The sequence below is a fragment of the Vreelandella hamiltonii genome, from assembly GCF_014651795.1.
Taxonomy (GTDB): domain Bacteria; phylum Pseudomonadota; class Gammaproteobacteria; order Pseudomonadales; family Halomonadaceae; genus Vreelandella; species Vreelandella hamiltonii.
In genome coordinates, this window is the sequence record NZ_BMXO01000003.1 from 188012 (window position 1) to 203879 (window position 15868).

The window sequence follows — 15868 nt, forward strand, 5'->3', positions numbered from 1 at the left end:
TGTGACCAACCATTGGCCTTACATCATGAGTAAGCAACTGATCCTGGCCCTTTCGAAAGGGCGTATTCTGGACGAAACGCTGCCGCTGTTGGCAGATGCGGGCATAACGCCCGCAGAAGATTTGAGCAAGAGTCGCAAGCTGCTGTTCGATACCAACCTGCCGGATGTGAAACTGGTCATCATTCGCGCCACCGATGTGCCTACCTATGTGCAGTTAGGAGCTGCCGATGTGGGCGTGGCGGGCAAGGATGTGCTGCTGGAGCACGGTGCCGATGGGCTGTACGAGCCGCTGGATCTGGACATTGCTCGCTGCAAGCTGATGACGGCAGGCGTGACCGGGCAACCACCGGCACGAGCTCGTCGCCGGGTGGCGACCAAGTTCGTCAACGTGGCGCGCCGCTACTACGCCGAGCAGGGCATTCAGGCAGAGGTGATCAAGCTGTACGGCGCCATGGAGCTGGCGCCGTTGATGAACCTCGCCGATGAAATCGTCGATATCGTCGATACCGGCAATACGCTGCGTGCCAATGGCATGGAGCCAAGGGAATTGATTGCCCATATCAGTACCCGTCTGGTGGTCAACAAGGCGGCCATGACCATGAAGCATGATCGTATCAAGCCGCTGTTGGCGCGTTTGGAAAGTGCCGTAAAGCAACGTCAATTGCAGCCTGCCGAATGACACGAGGTTTGCCATGAGTGAGACAACCACTGCCACCATTGCTCGGCTCTCTACCACTGAGCCGGGCTTCCATCGTCAGCTGGATACGCTGCTGGACTGGGAGGGCGTGTCCGATAGCGCCGTGCAGGCGCGTGTCGATGAAATACTGGCGGACGTCAAACAGCGCGGTGATCAGGCCGTCATCGATGCCACCAACCGCTTCGATCGGCTGGCCGTCGATTCCATGGAGCAATTGCGCCTGTCGCCCGAGCAGTTGAAAACGGCGTATGAGGGCCTGCCGTCGGAACAGCGTGAAGCGCTGGCCGTGGCAGCGGAGCGCATTCGTCGCTACCACGAGCGGCAGAAGCCGGAGTCCTGGCAGTATCAAGAGGCCGATGGCACGGTGCTGGGACAAAAGGTGACGCCACTGGACCGCGCTGGTATCTATGTGCCGGGCGGCAAGGCGGCCTATCCTTCTTCGGTACTGATGAATGCGATACCCGCCCACGTGGCTGGCGTGCGTGAGATCGTCATGGTGGTGCCGACCCCTGACGGTGTGCTGAACGATCTGGTGCTGGCGGCGGCACACTTGGCCGGTGTCGATCATGTCTTCACCATCGGTGGGGCGCAGGCCGTTGCAGCATTGGCTTATGGCACCCAGAGCGTACCCCGTGTCGACAAGATCGTGGGCCCTGGCAACATTTACGTGGCCACCGCCAAGCGTGCGGTATTCGGGCAGGTAGGCATCGACATGATTGCCGGGCCGTCAGAAATCATGGTGGTCTCCGATGGGCAGACCGACCCTGATTGGTTGGCCATGGATCTGTTCTCCCAGGCCGAGCATGATGAAGATGCCCAGGCGATTCTGGTCAGTTGGGACGCCGAGCATCTGGATGCCGTCGCGGCTTCCATCGAACGGCTGCTGCCTACGCTGGAGCGCGAGGAGATTGCGCGTGCTTCGCTCAAGCGCCGGGGGGCGCTGATTCTCTGTCAGCACTCGGCCGACGCCGTCGAGATGATCAATCGCATAGCGCCGGAGCACCTGGAGCTCTCCGTGGCCGAGCCCGAGGCGTGGCTAGAGGAGATCCGCCATGCAGGCGCCATCTTCATGGGGCGTCATACGTCGGAGGCCTTGGGCGACTACTGCGCGGGTCCCAATCACGTGCTGCCGACGTCCGGCACGGCGCGTTTCTCGTCACCGCTGGGGGTTTATGACTTCCAGAAGCGCTCTTCGATCATTCACTGCTCTCCTGAAGGAGCGTCCGAACTGGGCAAAGTGGCGTCGATCCTCGCCCGAGGCGAATACCTGACGGCGCATGCACGCTCGGCCGAGTATCGTATTCGCAGCAAGTGAGGTATGGGTGGAGCGGCTTCAGGAGCCGCTCTGCCGATCTTCGGACGTCGCATTGGTGGGCACGGGGCGCTCGCCCACTTCCAGGGTGACTTCCATGCGCTCACCGCTGCGCACGATGGTCAGCGGTAGCTTGGTACCCGGTGGGATAGAGGCAATCTCGCTCATGGTGGCGCGTGCATCCATGATGACCTGGTCGTCGATGGAAAGCAGCACATCGCCGGGCTGCAGCCCTGCCTCTGCTGCTGGCCCACCGCTGACCACGCCAGCCACGATGACGCCTTGGGGAGTGCGTAACCCAAACGAGGCGGCCAGTTCCCGCGATAACGCCTGAGCCTCGATGCCCAGCCAGCCGCGAATCACCCGGCCGCGGGTGACCAGTTCGTCGAGGATGCTGTGGGCAAGGTTGGCCGGAATGGCGAAACCGATTCCCTGTGAGCCTCCCGAGCGTGAAAAGATCGCCGTATTGATGCCCACCAGTGCGCCGTCAGGATTGACCAGCGCCCCGCCCGAGTTGCCCGGATTGATGGCCGCGTCGGTTTGAATGAAATCTTCGTAGGCATTCAGCCCTAGGTGGCTGCGTCCCGTGGCGCTGATGATGCCCATGGTCACCGTCTGCCCCACGCCGAAGGGGTTGCCTATTGCCAGCGCCACATCGCCCACGGCCACTTCCTTCGAGTCGGCCAGTTCGATCACGGGCAGGTTGTCCAGTTGAATGCGCAACACTGCCAGATCGCTTTCCGGGTCGGTGCCAATCACTTGGGCCAGGGTTTCGCGGCCATCGCGCAGCGCCACTTGTATCTGGTCGGCGCCGCTGATCACGTGATGATTGGTAAGCACATAGCCGTCGTCACTGACGATGACCCCGGAGCCCAGGCTGGACAGCATGCGCTGGTGGGTCGTCGCATCGTCGCCGCCGAAAAATTGCTGGAAGAATGGGTCGGACATCAGCGGGTGCTGGTCCCGTGACACGATGCGCGACGAGTAGATGTTGACCACCGCTGGCGCGGCCTGATTGACAGCGTTGGCGTAGCTGGCCGGACCCTGGCTGCGAGAGAGCGGTGCTGCCTGACGGATATCTGGGGCAGGGCGGTTGGCCGTTGGTTGGTTGCCAGTCGCGACCAGTGCAGGCTGTGGCTCGACGGTGGTGGGCGTCGCCTGACGAAACGGGTTGGGAATCTGCTGGGGGAAGGCCAGCAGAATGACTGCGGCCAGCAGAAGGCCCGTGGTAATGGGCCAGAGATAGGGCAGCACAAAGCGGTGCATGCAAGCATTCCTCAGCGGATGGCGGTCTTCAGCAGGTCGCGAGGTTCGCGATAACGTGCAGCGAGTTTACAATAGACGATATGGTAACACTTTACGCTGCGCTTCCCCACGGGGCAGCGGCAACTATTAAGGAGACCACGTGAACCATCGCGATCAACTCGTCGCTGCTTGTGACCACCAGCTCCGCGCTGGCCAATTCAAGGATTACACCATCAATGGCCTGCAAGTCGAAGGGCGAGAGGAAGTGCGGCGGGTCATGACCGGCGTGACGGCCTGCCAGGCGTTGCTCGACGAGGCGGTGGCCTGGCAGGCGGATCTGGTACTGGTACATCACGGCTATTTCTGGAAGAACGAGCCAGTAGCGATTACCGGGATGAAGCAGAAGCGCATCAAGACGCTGATGGCCCACGACATGAGTTTGCTGGCGTATCACCTGCCGCTGGATGCCCATGCAGAGCTGGGCAATAACGCCGAATTGGCGCGGCGCCTGGGATGGAAGGTCGAGGGGTGTCTGGACGGCGAGCTGGGCGAAGGGTTGCTGTGGTCCGGGCGTCTGGTGACGCCGCAGCCGCTGACCACGTTGGCCGATCAGTTGAGCCATACCCTGCAGCGTCAGGCGCTGGTCGTCGAGGCACCGCTGGCGGGGCCGGTGGAGCGAATTGCCTGGTGCACGGGTGGGGCGCAGGACATGATCACTGCTGCCCACGAGGCGGGTGCTCAGGTATTCGTATCAGGGGAGATTTCCGAACGCACTACGCATCTGGCGCGTGAGCTGGGTATTCATTACATCGCGGCAGGGCACCATGCCACTGAGCGCTACGGGGTGCAGGCCTTGGGCGAGTGGTTGGCGGGCCAGTTCGATATCGAGCATCGTTTCGTGGATATCGACAACCCGGCCTGACTCGGAGAAAAGTGACGTGCGACCAGGGCGCTCAGGGGCGCCCTGGTGAGCGTAGATCAGTAGCGTGGAGGTTGCACCAGTGTATCGCTGTCTGATTTCTGATGCTCTTTCAGCCCGAAGTCTTCGGAAAGCGTGCCGTTCTTGCCAGCCGCGTAATCGCGGGGCATGGCAAGGTCGGCATCGTTTTCTGCCGTGGCCGCTGCTTTGTGATGGGAGGCCTTGACGCTGGTGAGCTGCCATTGAGCCGCCTCGTCGGCGATCCGGACTTCGATTTGGTCCGCCTCCTGACGAATGCTGTCAAGACGTTGCTGGATGCCCGTCAGGCTGCTGCCCATGGCTTTTTTCAGTTCCGCGATCTTGTGCTCGCGCTCCAGTAGCGTTTGCTTCAGCGCAGCCATGTCTTTCTCGCTCTTGCTGAACAGGCGATAGCAGGCAAGGCCAATGAGAAAGCCAACGACGAGACCTACAACGGCAAAAATGATTGGCGAGCTTGCTTCCACGGTATTCTCCCTGATAGTGGTGCGCGCCATGTCATCGATGGCATGGCGTCACCGATCGCATGGCTGCATGGTCAGCCCCATTATAGGCGCGTCACGGCTGGTTGGGTCAATCCGCTCATGCGCTTAGCGCTCAGTCGGCGTATAATTAGGCTCTTTTTATCGGTCAGGCCGGTGCTCGGCGGATGTGCAGGTGCGCGTCGATGCATACGCCTGGCTACGCGCTGCGGGAGCATCTTCATGTCATCAGTATCTGCACGTCAGGCGTCTGAACACCCCCGTCGCCTGACGCCACTGGAGCGTTATCAGCAGGATTTGACGCGCAGTGACTTTCAATACGACCCGGCTCAGGAGCAGGCGGTCAAGCATCTTCAGCGTCTTTACGATGACCTGCTGTCGACCACCACCACCACCGTGCCCAAAGCAGTGGTCGCCAGTAAAGGCTTGAAGGCGAAGATGGCGGGGCTGCTGGGCAAGCGCAGCGAGCCAGACAAGCCCCCGGTGCCCCAGGTGAAGGGGCTCTACTTTTGGGGTGGGGTCGGACGTGGCAAGACCTACCTGGTGGATACGTTTTATGACGCCTTGCCCTTCCCTGAAAAAATGCGCACGCACTTTCATCGGTTCATGCAGCGGGTGCATAACGAGCTGACGCACTACAAGGGCGAGAAGAACCCGCTGACGCTGATTGCCGGCAAGTTTGCAACCGAAGCCAGGGTGATCTGCTTCGACGAATTTTTCGTCAAGGACATCACGGATGCCATGATCCTGGCCAATCTCATGGAGGCGCTGTTCGAGCGTGGTGTCGTGCTGGTGGCGACCTCCAATATCGTGCCCGACGATCTCTACAAGGATGGTCTGCAGCGCGCTCGGTTCCTGCCCGCCATCGAACTGGTCAATCGCCACTGTGACGTCGTGAATGTAGACTCCGGCATCGATTATCGGTTACGGGCGCTGGAGCGTGCGGAGATCTTCCATGCGCCGCTGGATGAGGCTGCCGACAAAGAGCTGGCGCGCAGCTTCAAGGAGATTGCCGGTCAGGCGGGAGAAGAGGGCGCGCCGCTGGAAATCAACCGCCGTGTGCTGAAAACGCGTCGACTGCATGAGGATGTCGTCTGGTTCGAATTTGCCGAACTGTGTGACGGGCCGCGTAGTCAGAACGACTATATCGAGCTTGCTCGAGAGTTTCATACCGTGCTGGTGGCCAATGTGCCGCGCATGGATGCCAAGCGCGACGACCAGGCGCGCCGCTTCATCAATATGGTGGACGAGTTTTATGATCGGGGCGTCAAGCTCTTGATGTCGGCAGAAGTGCCCGTCGAGTCGCTTTACAGTGACGGCAAGCTGACCTTCGAATTTCAGCGGACGCTGTCTCGCCTGCAGGAGATGCAGTCGCGGGAGTATCTGGCGCTGCCGCACAAACCCTGAGCGCCTCTGTTGCCTGAGTGCGATGCCAAGGGCGTGCGAGAAAAGTGAAGATGGCACTTAACTTGTCCACTCACTTGCTGTAGAATGCCGCCTCGCTGTACGTTGTAGTCTTTTTCTGGCTGCAACCAAAAAGAATAGGGATGGTGCTTCGCTATCAAGTGGCGCAAGTTGCCCAACACACTTAATCTGGTGATTTCATCCATGAAGACGTTCAGTGCTAAGCCGCAGTCCGTCCAGCGCGACTGGTATGTTGTCGACGCTACGGACAAAACGCTCGGTCGTCTGGCAACCGAGATTGCTCGCCGCCTGCGTGGCAAGCATAAGCCCGAATTTACCCCTCACGTTGATACCGGCGACTACATCGTTGTCATCAATGCCGAGAAAGTCCAGGTGACCGGTAACAAGGCGAAGGCCAAGACCTACTACCGCCACACTGGCTACCCGGGCGGTCTGCGCTCCATGACCTTCGACAAGATGCTGGATCACGCTCCCGAGCGCATCATCGAGTCTGCTGTCAAGGGCATGCTGCCGAAAGGCCCGCTGGGTCGCGCCATGTATTCCAAGTTGAAAGTGTACGCCGGTGCCGAGCATCCGCATGCTGCCCAGCAGCCGCTTGAACTGAACATCTGAGGAAATCTTCGCCATGACACAGCAGTATTACGGTACCGGGCGCCGCAAGACTTCCACCGCTCGTGTGTTCCTGAAGCCGGGCTCCGGCAAAATCACCGTCAACAACCGTGAGCTCGACGAGTACTTCGGTCGCGTTACCGGTCGCATGGTTGTTCGTCAGCCCCTCGAGCTGACCGAGACTCTCAACCAGTTCGACGTGTATGTGACCGTCGAAGGTGGTGGTGGCTCTTCACAAGCTGGCGCCATCCGTCACGGCATTACGCGTGCCCTGATGAACTACAACGAAGACCTGCGCCCGACTCTGCGCGCCGCTGGCTACGTCACCCGTGACGCACGTCAGGTGGAGCGTAAGAAAGTCGGTCTGCGCAAGGCGCGTCGTCGTCCGCAGTTCTCCAAGCGTTAATTTTACGCTATGTGGCAAAAACGCCCAGGTCCAGGACCTGGGCGTTTTTTATTGGAATATCAAAAAATTATAGTACCTGTACCACCATGGTCCGGGGCGGTTGTTCTTGTGCAGAGCGCTTTGTTTTTTTAACATAGGGCGTATTTGATATTCGTCGCCGCAAGACGCCTTTGCGGCGAAACGGGTAAGCTGATGGGAGAAACCAGAAATGGCAGATAACGGCGTAAACAAAGGCCGGCGCCGTTTCCTCGTGGGCGCCACCTCCGTTGTGGGGGCGGTGGGCGCTGTCGGGGTTGCGGTCCCCTTTGTGGCATCCTGGCAGCCTAGTGCCAGTGCGTTGGCGGCCGGTGCGCCGGTTCGAGCTAACTTTTCCAAGCTCGAACCGGGGCAGCGTGTCACCATCGAGTGGCGCGGGCGGCCGGTATGGATCATCAACCGTACGCCTGAGATGATTGAGCGTACAGAGAGTCTGGACCCGTCTCGCTTGCGGGACCCGGATTCCGAGGAGGAGCAGCAGCCTGCTTATATCACCGGTCCGTTGCGCTCTGTGCGCCCCGAGGTCGGTGTCATGGTTGGTGTATGTACCCACCTGGGTTGTTCTCCGCTGTACCGTCCCGAGCCCGAGGCCGCAGTTACCGACAACTGGCCGGGCGGTTTCTTCTGTCCTTGCCATGGTTCGTACTTCGATCTCGCCGGACGCGTCTTCAATAACGTACCTGCACCCACCAACCTTGAAGTGCCGCCCTATCGTTTCGAGGGTGAGGACATCATCGTTGGTGAAGACGAGGAGGCCGCGTAATGGGTAATCCTAATCGAGTCAAGGCTGAACGCGGCATCATGCGCTGGGTGGACGACCGCTTCCCCGCAACGCAAATGATGCAAGACCACCTCACCAAGTACTACGCACCGAAGAACTTCAACTTCCTCTACATCTTTGGTGTATTGGCGTTGCTGGTGCTGGTCAACCAGATTCTAACCGGTGTCTGGCTGACCATGAGCTACAACCCCACGGCGGAAGGCGCTTTCCGCTCCGTGGAATACATCATGCGTGACGTCGAGTACGGCTGGATCATCCGCTATATGCACTCGACCGGCGCCTCTGCCTTCTTTGTCGTCATTTACATGCATATGTTCCGTGCATTGATGTACGGATCTTACAAGGCTCCGCGTGAGCTGGTCTGGATCTTCGGCATGGCCATCTATCTGCTGCTGATGGCAGAGGCCTTCATGGGCTATCTGTTGCCCTGGGGGCAGATGTCCTACTGGGGGGCTCAGGTCATCATCTCGCTGTTCGCGACCATTCCCGGCATTGGCCCGGATCTGGCACAGTGGATTCGCGGTGACTTCCTGATTTCCGGTATCACGTTGAACCGCTTCTTTGCCCTGCACGTGGTGGCGCTGCCTATCGTAATTCTGGCGCTGGTCGTGCTGCATATCATTGCCCTGCATGAAGTTGGCTCCAACAACCCCGATGGCATCGAGATCAAGGAAAAGAAAGACGAAACCGGCAAACCGCTGGACGGCATTCCTTTCCATCCGTACTACACCGTGAAAGATCTGGTGGGTGTGGCGGTCTTCCTGTTCGTTTTTGCGGTGGTGCTGTTCTACTTCCCGGAAGGGGGTGGTTACTTCATCGAGCGTCCCAACTTCGAGCCTGCGAACCCGATGGTAACGCCTGATCACATTGCGCCGGTGTGGTACTTCACGCCGTTCTATGCCATCTTGCGAGCCATTACCTTCGACTTCCTGGGGTTGCGTGCCGAGTTCCTGGGCGTGCTGGCCATGGGTGGCGCTATCGCCATCCTGTTCGTACTGCCCTGGTTGGATCGTAGTCCGGTCAAGTCCATGCGTTACAAAGGTTGGTTGTCGCGTATTGCGCTCATCATCTTTGCGATCAGCTTTGTGATCCTGGGGGTTCTGGGTGCCATTCCGGCGACTCCGCTGCGTACGCTGGTTGCCCAGATCTGTACGGTGCTCTACTTCGCCTTCTTCATTCTGATGCCGGTGTACACCAGTATCGAGAAGACTAAACCCGTTCCTGAAAGGGTGACTGGCTAATGAAAAAGCAACTGTTCGCACTGCTGTTCGCGCTGCTGCCTTTGATGGCGGTCGCAGCGCCAGGGCCTGATGTGCCTTACTCCATGACGCCGGATCTGCATGATCAGGAGTCTCTGCAGCGTGGTATGCAGCTCTACGTCAACTACTGCATGGGATGTCACTCGCTGGAGCATCAGCGCTTCTCCCGTGCAGCAAATGATCTGGGCATGCCGCAGGACCTGGTCGAAGAGAACCTGATTTTCTCTTCATCGCTGGGTTACAACGACCTGATGCACATCGCCATGCTGCCGGAAGATGGTGAAAGCTGGTTCGGCGCTGCGCCGCCTGATCTGACGCTGCATGGTCGTCTGCGCGGTCCCGACTGGATCTACTCCTACCTGCTGAGCTTCTACCGTGACCCGAGCCGTCCACTGGGCGTCAATAACGCGGTATTTGATCTGGTGGCCATGCCCAACGTGCTGGAGCCGCTGCAGGGTGTTCAGGAGATGGTCTGCTCGGAAACCGACCAGCCGGTAGCAGGGCAGTCGCCCGACCCGCTATCTGGCAAGTACCAGTCTTGTGAAGTGCTGCAAGTCACTCAGCCAGGTTCCATGGAGCCTGCCGAGTTCGAGGAAGCCGTCTATGACCTGACCAACTTCCTGGCCTACGTCGGTGAGCCTTCCAAGCTGCAGGCTCAGGCACTGGCGCCCAAGGTGCTGATCTTCATCTTTATCTTTGGTGTGATCGCCTACCTGCTCAAGCGTGAGTACTGGCGGGATGTTCACTAAGCATTAGCCTATGCTTGGTGGGCGGGGCGCACGGCGAAAGCCGTGCGCCCTTTGTTTGTTTATGTGCCCCCAGGGGCTTTGCGTCGCTTTACCATAAAAGGCGGCGGGCGTGTTACTATCGTCTATTGTTTTGATGCGAGGATGCTTTCATGGGTGTTGTGGCCAAGCGGTCGTCAATGATCTTTTACTCAGGTAATGATGATCATTTCAGTCATCGTGTGCGCATTGTTCTGGCTGAAAAGGGAGTGGCGGTCGATATCGTCGATGTTGCTGAGGAACAGCCACCTGAAGAGTTAGCGGACCTCAACCCGTACAACAGTGTTCCCACGCTGCTGGATCGTGATCTGGTTCTCTATGAGTCCAAGGTCATGATGGAGTATCTGGATGAGCGCTTTCCTCATCCGCCGCTGTTGCCCGTCTACCCAGTGGCACGTGCTCAAAGTCGGCTGTGGATGCACCGTATCGAACGCGAATGGTGCCCGATGCTCGAGCTGATCCGCACGGGTGGCAAGAAAGAGGCAGACAAGGCGCGTAAAGAGCTGCGCGAAAGCCTGATCGGCATTTCGCCCATCTTCGAAGATATGCCGTATTTCATGAGCGAAGAGTTTACGCTGGTGGATTGCTGTCTGGCGCCCATCCTTTGGCGTCTGCCCGAGCTCAATATCGAGCTGCCGGAGAAGCAGGTGAAGCCGCTGCTGAACTACATGTCGCGCGTATTCGAGCGTGAAGCGTTCAAGGCCTCCTTGAACGAGCGTGAAAAAGAGATGCGCGCCTGAATTCATATGGCCCCTAGCCTGATGGGCAGGGGCCTCACTTGTCAGGAGGAGGGAGACTTATGAAGTCGAGCCGTCCCTATCTCGCCCGAGCCTTGTACGAATGGCTTCTGGATAACGAGCTAACGCCTTACCTGGTGGTGGATGCCACGCAGCCGGGCGTGGAAGTGCCGCGTCAGTTCGTTCAGAACGGTCAGATCGTGCTCAATGCAGCGCCAACGGCGGTGCGCGATCTGTTCATGGAGAACCAGGCGATTGGTTTCAGCGCTCGCTTTGGGGGTCAGCCCATGCAGGTGATGATCCCCATCCCTGCGCTCATCGCTATCTACGCCCGTGAAAACGGGGCGGGCATGGTCTTTGGCCATGAGCCGGAACTGGATGCCGACGAGCTGGAGGGGGGTGACGAATCCTCTGCTGATGAGGCTGCACGGCCCGAGCTGACCTTGACGGAAGCGCCTTCCAAAGAGGTGTCAGATGCACCGGCTGAAACTGAAAAGCCCAGGAAGAAACCGGCTCTCAGAGTGGTCAAGTAGCCGGGCTTTTAGCCTGGTTATGGCTAAGTGGCCATGACTAAAAAAGCCTCGCCAGTCACGCTGGCGAGGCTTTTTATTGCCAGGATGAAGCTCAGTTCAGGTAATCGAAGACCTTGACGATGCGCTGAATGCCGGCGACGCCGGACACCGCATTGACGATTCGGTCGGCTTCCTCACGAGTGACCATGCCCATCAGGTACACGGTGGCATTCTCAGTGGTGACTTTCAGCTTGGAAGAGTCGATCTGATCATTGGTGGCAAGGTGGCTGATGACATTGGTGGTCAACCAGGTGTCGACCAGACGTTGGCTGGCGGGCAGGTTGGCTGCAATGGTCAGTTCGTTGTGCAGCTGATTGACGCCGCGCAAATTGGAGGCCACGTTGCCTGCCATGGTTTTCAGTTCATCGCTAGGTACCTGGCCGACCAGCAGCAAGGTGCCGTTGTAGCTATGGGCACGAATCCGCGCGTCGCCCAGCCGAGCATCGGAGCGTGACAGAGAGCGCTCCACTTCGCGTTCGATGGTGGCATCCACGGCCTGGACATCGCTGCTGCGCTGGCCGTAGTTGGAGGGGTTGGAGCCGCTGTTGTTGGCACAGCCGCTGAGCAGAACCGCGCCGCACAGCGTAGCGACCAGGAGGGAGCGAGAAGAAAAACGTAGGGCCATTGAGATGACTCCTTTATCGATATAATTCGTTGACCTGAGCGCGCTGTCAGGCAGCGCCGCCAAACAGCTGTTCGTCAATTAAATCACACAGACAGTGAATGACCAGTAGATGGACTTCCTGTATGCGGGCCGTCGAGGTGGCGGGCACGCGTATTTCACAGTCATCCTGGCCAAGCAGCGACGCCATGTTGCCACCGTCACGCCCTGTGAGAGCCACCACTGTCATGTCGCGATCATGGGCGGCCTGGATGGCTTGCACGATATTGGCGGAGTTGCCGCTGGTCGAGATGGCCAGCAGGACATCGCCTGGTTGACCCAGCGCACGAATCTGTTTGGAAAATACTTCGTTGTAGCTGTAGTCGTTGGCGATGGAGGTAAGCGTCGACGTGTCGGTGGTCAATGCCAGCGCAGGCAGGCTGGGGCGCTCGCGCTCGAAGCGGTTGAGCAGTTCCGAAGAGAAGTGCTGGCTGTCGCCTGCGCTGCCGCCATTGCCGCAGGCCAGGATCTTGCCTTCATTGACCAGGCACTGAACCATCATTTGGCTGGCCACTTCGATAAACGGTGGTAGCACCTCGCTGGCATAGGTTTTGGTGTCAATGCTGGCATTGAAGTGGTTGAGAATGCGAGATTGAAAGTCCATCAGGGCTTCCCGGTTATAGAGTGTTAATAAGCGTCAAAAGCCGCTTGTTCCCATTCGAACGTCAGCTCGGGTGGCATGCCTGTGATCGCTAGAATATCAAAGCGGCAGGGGCAGTCGAGGCCATGCCTTGCAATATAAAGCGTGGCAGCCTTTACCAGGCGGCGACGTTTCTGTGCCGTCACGGTCTCCAGTGGATGCCCGTGCTCCGTGGTGGCGCGGTGTTTGACCTCGATGAACACCAGAATATCCCGATCATACATGATCAGGTCCAGTTCGCCGCCCTTCACGTGGTGGTTGCTGGCCACCAGCCGAAGGCCTTTCTCCTGCAGCCATTGAGCGGCGATTCGCTCAATGGCTGCTCCTCGGTAGCGTGCGCTTTGCGGGCTACGGCGCATTGCCCAAGAGGCCAGGGGTCAGGATGGGCGCGGGCGTGCCGTTCTGGAATTTTGCCCACGGGAGTTCACGGTGGATGCGGCCGTCGCTGGCCAATGACATGCGACCGGTGCTGCCGTTCAGGCCGTTGATGTCAGCCAGATCCGACATGCGTTTGGCCAGCTCGTAGGCATCGACGCCCATGGCCATGAGACGGAACATGGAGGCGTCGGACTCGTCGCGCAGCTGTTGGTAGGTGGTGTAGAAGGGCAGGGCTTCTTCTCCGCCGACGGCTGCGTCAGGAATCTGCCAGGGGATGTCCATGAACATGACGTCGTTGAGGTCCTGGTCCAGGCGCGTTTGCCGGCGGCCTTCATGCAGGTGCGAGGTGGCGTAGATCGGCAGGTCAGGGGCGTAGTAGTAATCCATGGTGGGCGGTACCTGGCGTGCATAGTCAGGTAGGGCGAGTAGGAACAGGGCGTCGATGTTGCCCAGGCGAGCCCGTTCGCCGCTGACATTCAGCGCTGTTTGTACCGCATTGGACACCGGGCTGCTCGGGTTGTAGCGCACGGCGTTGGTGACTTCGCCGCCCAGACGCTGGTACTCGTTCCAGAAGGCTTCGCCTACTCGGCGGCCCCAGTCATTATCCGGCACCATGACGGCTACCTGGCGGTGCCCGTCCTGATAAGCACGGCGAGCTGCCTGGCGCGCTTCGTCTTCCGCTGACAGGCCATACTGCAGCAGGCGCTGGGCCTGGTTACTGGAGTTGTGCCCATAGTTGAGCGCCAGCGTAGGAAGTGGAACGCTGTCGCGCTCCTCCAGCTGGGTCACCTGCTCCTTGTCGAGTGGGCCGATCAATAGCTGTGCGTTCATTTGTTCGGCACGGCTGTAGATTTCATCCAGAGAGTACTGGGAGGCGTCGATGAAGGTCAGCTGTACGCCATCATTGCTGATTTCGTTGTGGCGGCGCATGGCAGTGGTCAGCGTGCCGGCCACGCTGCTCAGAGGGCCGGATTCCGGCAGGGCTACGGCGATGCGTCGCACGTCGGTGCCTTCCAGCTCCGGCAGCGCGACTTGCACGTCGTCAGGGCGTTGGTCCAGCGCTTCCTGGGCCCATTGACGGCGCTCTGCCAGCGTTTGCTGCTGATTGGCCTGCATGGGCAGTTCGTCATCCAGTACTTGCGTGGCGCGCAGGACCGCTTGGGGGTCGTTCATGCCGCGGGCCAGTTCCGAGAACAGCATGGCCCAGCGCAAGCGATCGGTATCGCCCAGTTGGGCTTCATCGATGCTGCTGGCGGCCTCGAAAGCGCTCTCTCGCTGACCCTGGCGGGCCAGGATGTTGGCCGCTTCCAGGCGCGTTTGGGCAGCCTGTTCGGGAGCCTGCTGCTCTGCCTGGCTGAGCAGTCGTCCTGCGTCCTGGTCGGGGGCTCGGTCAACGACGCTGGGCGGCTGCATGGCACACCCGGTGATGAGAAGTGCCATGAAGGCAGTGGCCAACAGGCCACGAAGTGACTGTTTCATGTATCCTTCCTTAGTTTCCATTTGCGCTGTCGCGGCCTATGAGCAGGTTGATCTCACGTTGAGTAAGCATAGCGCACCGTCAGGGCAAGCTATTAATAAATCGGGAGTCACGATGACACACCAACCTCCGGGCACATTGTACGTGGTTGCTACGCCAATTGGGAATTTGGACGATCTGTCGCCTCGCGCCGCTCGGATACTTGCCAGTGTGGCACGCATCGCCGCTGAGGATACGCGGCATAGCGGGCGTTTGTTGGCCCATCTGGGGGTCAATACGCCCATGATATCACTGCATGAGCATAACGAGGCGCAGCGCGTGGATAGCCTGGATCGTTATCTCATGGCGGGGGAGGACATCGCTCTGATCAGTGATGCCGGCACGCCGCTGATCTGTGATCCGGGATTCGTGCTGGTGCGCGAGCTGCGTGCGCGTGGCCGTCATGTGGTGCCCTTGCCCGGTCCTTGTGCCTTGATCGCGGCGCTGTCGGCGGCTGGCCTGCCCACGGATCGCTTCACTTTTGGCGGTTTCTTGCCTGCCAGGTCCAGTGGCAGGCGCCAGGCGCTGGAGCGGTGGGTGGCCCGGGAGGAGACGCTGGTGTTTTACGAGTCGCCTCATCATATCCTGGCGACGTTGGAGGCGCTGGCAGAGCAGATGCCCGAGCGCAGCGTGGTGCTGGCCAGGGAGCTGACCAAGACTTTCGAGACGTTTTTGCAGGGAACGCCTGCGCAGCTGCTGGAACAGATGGAGCAGGATGCCAATCAGGCGCGTGGTGAGTTCGTGATCGTCATTGCCGGAGCGGCGCCCGTCGAGCGGGGTGATGAGCAGTCCGTGGAGGCAGATGCTCTGCTGGCGGCGCTATTGGCCGAAGGGGTCGGGGTCAAGCAGGGAGCGGCGGTGGCGACGCGATTGATGGGGGGGCGCAAGCAGCAGTGGTATGCCAGATTGCAGGCAATCAAAGGCGAGCATTGAGGCCAGGGCGGGGCGCTGGTATGCTTGCCGCCGGAGTTGGCCAGACAGTCGCCGCTAATATGCTCGCAAGAGCCGTTGGGGGAGGAAAGTCCGGGCTCCACAGGGCAGAGTGCCAGGTAACGCCTGGGCGGCGAGAGCCGACGGAAAGTGCAGCAGAGAGTAGACCGCCTAAGTTTCTGACATCAACCTCAGGAACCGGTAAGGGTGAAAGGGTGCGGTAAGAGCGCACCGCGCGCCTGGCAACAGTGCGTGGCATGGTAAACCCCACTCGGAGCAAGACCAAATAGGGACCCAATGGCGTGGCCCGCGCTGGGTCCGGGTAGGTTGCTTGAGCGCTGTGGTGACGCAGCGCCTAGAGGAATGACTGTCCACGACAGAACCCGGCTTATCGGCCGACTCCCCATTTCCATGAAAGGCGTGCAGGGCACGCCTTCCCAAA

At 59.7% G+C, this 15868-nt stretch carries 18 protein-coding genes and 1 other RNA gene; 13 read left to right on the forward strand and 6 right to left on the reverse strand.

Going from position 1 to position 15868, the window contains the following annotated elements; genetic code table 11:
- The first annotated feature begins 25 nt into the window (after nt 1-25).
- Both hisG and hisD read left to right on the forward strand, forming a co-directional pair.
- Nucleotides 26-679, forward strand: coding sequence for an ATP phosphoribosyltransferase (gene hisG / locus IE061_RS05405; RefSeq protein ID WP_193461182.1), 654 nt, complete (start codon nt 26-28; stop codon nt 677-679).
- Nucleotides 680-692: 13 nt separating this feature from the next.
- Nucleotides 693-2012 carry a histidinol dehydrogenase gene (gene hisD / locus IE061_RS05410; protein WP_193461183.1) on the forward strand — a complete coding sequence of 440 codons (1320 nt, stop codon included), beginning with the start codon at nt 693-695 and terminating at the stop codon, nt 2010-2012.
- A gap of 18 nt (nt 2013-2030) precedes the next feature.
- Here hisD and IE061_RS05415 read toward each other — a convergent pair whose 3' ends face one another.
- Entirely contained in the window at nt 2031-3275 is a 1245-nt protein-coding gene (locus IE061_RS05415) for a Do family serine endopeptidase (RefSeq protein WP_193461184.1), read from the reverse strand.
- Between the two features lie 139 nt (nt 3276-3414).
- Here IE061_RS05415 and IE061_RS05420 point away from each other — a divergent pair, with 139 nt between their 5' ends.
- Nucleotides 3415-4176, forward strand: coding sequence for a Nif3-like dinuclear metal center hexameric protein (locus IE061_RS05420; RefSeq protein WP_193461185.1), 762 nt, complete (start codon nt 3415-3417; stop codon nt 4174-4176).
- Between the two features lie 56 nt (nt 4177-4232).
- On the opposite strand, the gene IE061_RS05425 is transcribed toward IE061_RS05420, so the two are convergent.
- Nucleotides 4233-4676, reverse strand: a complete 444-nt coding sequence (locus IE061_RS05425) for a ZapG family protein (protein WP_193461186.1) — start codon at nt 4674-4676, stop codon at nt 4233-4235.
- Between the two features lie 237 nt (nt 4677-4913).
- Here IE061_RS05425 and zapE point away from each other — a divergent pair, with 237 nt between their 5' ends.
- From zapE to IE061_RS05465, 8 genes are all read left to right on the forward strand, one after another.
- Nucleotides 4914-6098 (forward strand): cell division protein ZapE, encoded by a 1185-nt coding sequence (gene zapE, locus IE061_RS05430; protein ID WP_193461187.1) that lies wholly within the window; start codon nt 4914-4916, stop codon nt 6096-6098.
- Nucleotides 6099-6299: 201 nt separating this feature from the next.
- Nucleotides 6300-6728 (forward strand): 50S ribosomal protein L13, encoded by a 429-nt coding sequence (gene rplM / locus IE061_RS05435; RefSeq protein ID WP_016913499.1) that lies wholly within the window; start codon nt 6300-6302, stop codon nt 6726-6728.
- Nucleotides 6729-6741: 13 nt separating this feature from the next.
- The gene (gene rpsI / locus IE061_RS05440; protein WP_016913500.1) at nt 6742-7131 is read left to right on the forward strand and encodes a 30S ribosomal protein S9; all 390 of its coding nucleotides are present in this window, start codon (nt 6742-6744) and stop codon (nt 7129-7131) included.
- Between the two features lie 208 nt (nt 7132-7339).
- Complete coding sequence (petA, locus tag IE061_RS05445) at nt 7340-7930, forward strand: ubiquinol-cytochrome c reductase iron-sulfur subunit (protein ID WP_016913501.1); 591 nt, start codon at nt 7340-7342, stop codon at nt 7928-7930.
- Entirely contained in the window at nt 7930-9189 is a 1260-nt protein-coding gene (locus tag IE061_RS05450; RefSeq protein WP_193461188.1) for a cytochrome b, read from the forward strand. Before petA ends, IE061_RS05450 begins: the two co-directional genes overlap by 1 nt.
- The gene (locus IE061_RS05455) at nt 9189-9956 is read left to right on the forward strand and encodes a cytochrome c1 (protein ID WP_193461189.1); all 768 of its coding nucleotides are present in this window, start codon (nt 9189-9191) and stop codon (nt 9954-9956) included. Before IE061_RS05450 ends, IE061_RS05455 begins: the two co-directional genes overlap by 1 nt.
- A 149-nt stretch (nt 9957-10105) precedes the next feature.
- Complete coding sequence (sspA, locus tag IE061_RS05460) at nt 10106-10732, forward strand: stringent starvation protein SspA (protein WP_026001643.1); 627 nt, start codon at nt 10106-10108, stop codon at nt 10730-10732.
- A gap of 59 nt (nt 10733-10791) precedes the next feature.
- Nucleotides 10792-11262, forward strand: a complete 471-nt coding sequence (locus tag IE061_RS05465; protein ID WP_193461190.1) for a ClpXP protease specificity-enhancing factor — start codon at nt 10792-10794, stop codon at nt 11260-11262.
- Between the two features lie 91 nt (nt 11263-11353).
- On the opposite strand, the gene IE061_RS05470 is transcribed toward IE061_RS05465, so the two are convergent.
- From IE061_RS05470 to IE061_RS05485, 4 genes are read right to left on the reverse strand one after another with little or no spacing between them, the layout of a single operon-like run.
- Complete coding sequence (locus tag IE061_RS05470; RefSeq protein ID WP_193461191.1) at nt 11354-11926, reverse strand: BON domain-containing protein; 573 nt, start codon at nt 11924-11926, stop codon at nt 11354-11356.
- 46 nt (nt 11927-11972) lie between these two features.
- Nucleotides 11973-12566 carry a phosphoheptose isomerase gene (locus tag IE061_RS05475; RefSeq protein ID WP_016913507.1) on the reverse strand — a complete coding sequence of 198 codons (594 nt, stop codon included), beginning with the start codon at nt 12564-12566 and terminating at the stop codon, nt 11973-11975.
- A gap of 23 nt (nt 12567-12589) precedes the next feature.
- The gene (locus tag IE061_RS05480) at nt 12590-12961 is read right to left on the reverse strand and encodes a YraN family protein (protein WP_193461192.1); all 372 of its coding nucleotides are present in this window, start codon (nt 12959-12961) and stop codon (nt 12590-12592) included.
- Nucleotides 12951-14459, reverse strand: coding sequence for a penicillin-binding protein activator (locus IE061_RS05485; protein ID WP_193461193.1), 1509 nt, complete (start codon nt 14457-14459; stop codon nt 12951-12953). Before IE061_RS05485 ends, IE061_RS05480 begins: the two co-directional genes overlap by 11 nt.
- Nucleotides 14460-14571: 112 nt before the next feature.
- On the opposite strand from IE061_RS05485, the gene rsmI reads away from it, so the two are divergent.
- Nucleotides 14572-15429, forward strand: a complete 858-nt coding sequence (gene rsmI, locus IE061_RS05490) for a 16S rRNA (cytidine(1402)-2'-O)-methyltransferase (protein ID WP_193461194.1) — start codon at nt 14572-14574, stop codon at nt 15427-15429.
- A 32-nt stretch (nt 15430-15461) separates the two neighbouring features.
- An RNA gene (gene rnpB, locus IE061_RS05495) (RNase P RNA component class A) lies at nt 15462-15833 on the forward strand.
- Nucleotides 15834-15868: the final 35 nt, after the last annotated feature.

Excerpts from the sequence above, each read along its gene's own strand:
- sspA (WP_026001643.1), top strand. The coding sequence starts at position 10,106 with ATGGGTGTTGTGGCCAAGCGGTCGTCAATGATCTTTTACTCAGGTAAT.
- petA (WP_016913501.1), top strand. The coding sequence starts at position 7,340 with ATGGCAGATAACGGCGTAAACAAAGGCCGGCGCCGTTTCCTCGTGGGC.
- IE061_RS05470 (WP_193461191.1), bottom strand. The coding sequence starts at position 11,926 with ATGGCCCTACGTTTTTCTTCTCGCTCCCTCCTGGTCGCTACGCTGTGC.
- rsmI (WP_193461194.1), top strand. The coding sequence starts at position 14,572 with ATGACACACCAACCTCCGGGCACATTGTACGTGGTTGCTACGCCAATT.
- IE061_RS05415 (WP_193461184.1), bottom strand. The coding sequence starts at position 3,275 with ATGCACCGCTTTGTGCTGCCCTATCTCTGGCCCATTACCACGGGCCTT.
- IE061_RS05455 (WP_193461189.1), top strand. The coding sequence starts at position 9,189 with ATGAAAAAGCAACTGTTCGCACTGCTGTTCGCGCTGCTGCCTTTGATG.
- hisG (WP_193461182.1), top strand. The coding sequence starts at position 26 with ATGAGTAAGCAACTGATCCTGGCCCTTTCGAAAGGGCGTATTCTGGAC.
- rplM (WP_016913499.1), top strand. The coding sequence starts at position 6,300 with ATGAAGACGTTCAGTGCTAAGCCGCAGTCCGTCCAGCGCGACTGGTAT.
- IE061_RS05485 (WP_193461193.1), bottom strand. The coding sequence starts at position 14,459 with ATGAAACAGTCACTTCGTGGCCTGTTGGCCACTGCCTTCATGGCACTT.
- zapE (WP_193461187.1), top strand. The coding sequence starts at position 4,914 with ATGTCATCAGTATCTGCACGTCAGGCGTCTGAACACCCCCGTCGCCTG.
- IE061_RS05465 (WP_193461190.1), top strand. The coding sequence starts at position 10,792 with ATGAAGTCGAGCCGTCCCTATCTCGCCCGAGCCTTGTACGAATGGCTT.
- hisD (WP_193461183.1), top strand. The coding sequence starts at position 693 with ATGAGTGAGACAACCACTGCCACCATTGCTCGGCTCTCTACCACTGAG.
- IE061_RS05480 (WP_193461192.1), bottom strand. The coding sequence starts at position 12,961 with ATGCGCCGTAGCCCGCAAAGCGCACGCTACCGAGGAGCAGCCATTGAG.
- IE061_RS05450 (WP_193461188.1), top strand. The coding sequence starts at position 7,930 with ATGGGTAATCCTAATCGAGTCAAGGCTGAACGCGGCATCATGCGCTGG.
- IE061_RS05475 (WP_016913507.1), bottom strand. The coding sequence starts at position 12,566 with ATGGACTTTCAATCTCGCATTCTCAACCACTTCAATGCCAGCATTGAC.
- rpsI (WP_016913500.1), top strand. The coding sequence starts at position 6,742 with ATGACACAGCAGTATTACGGTACCGGGCGCCGCAAGACTTCCACCGCT.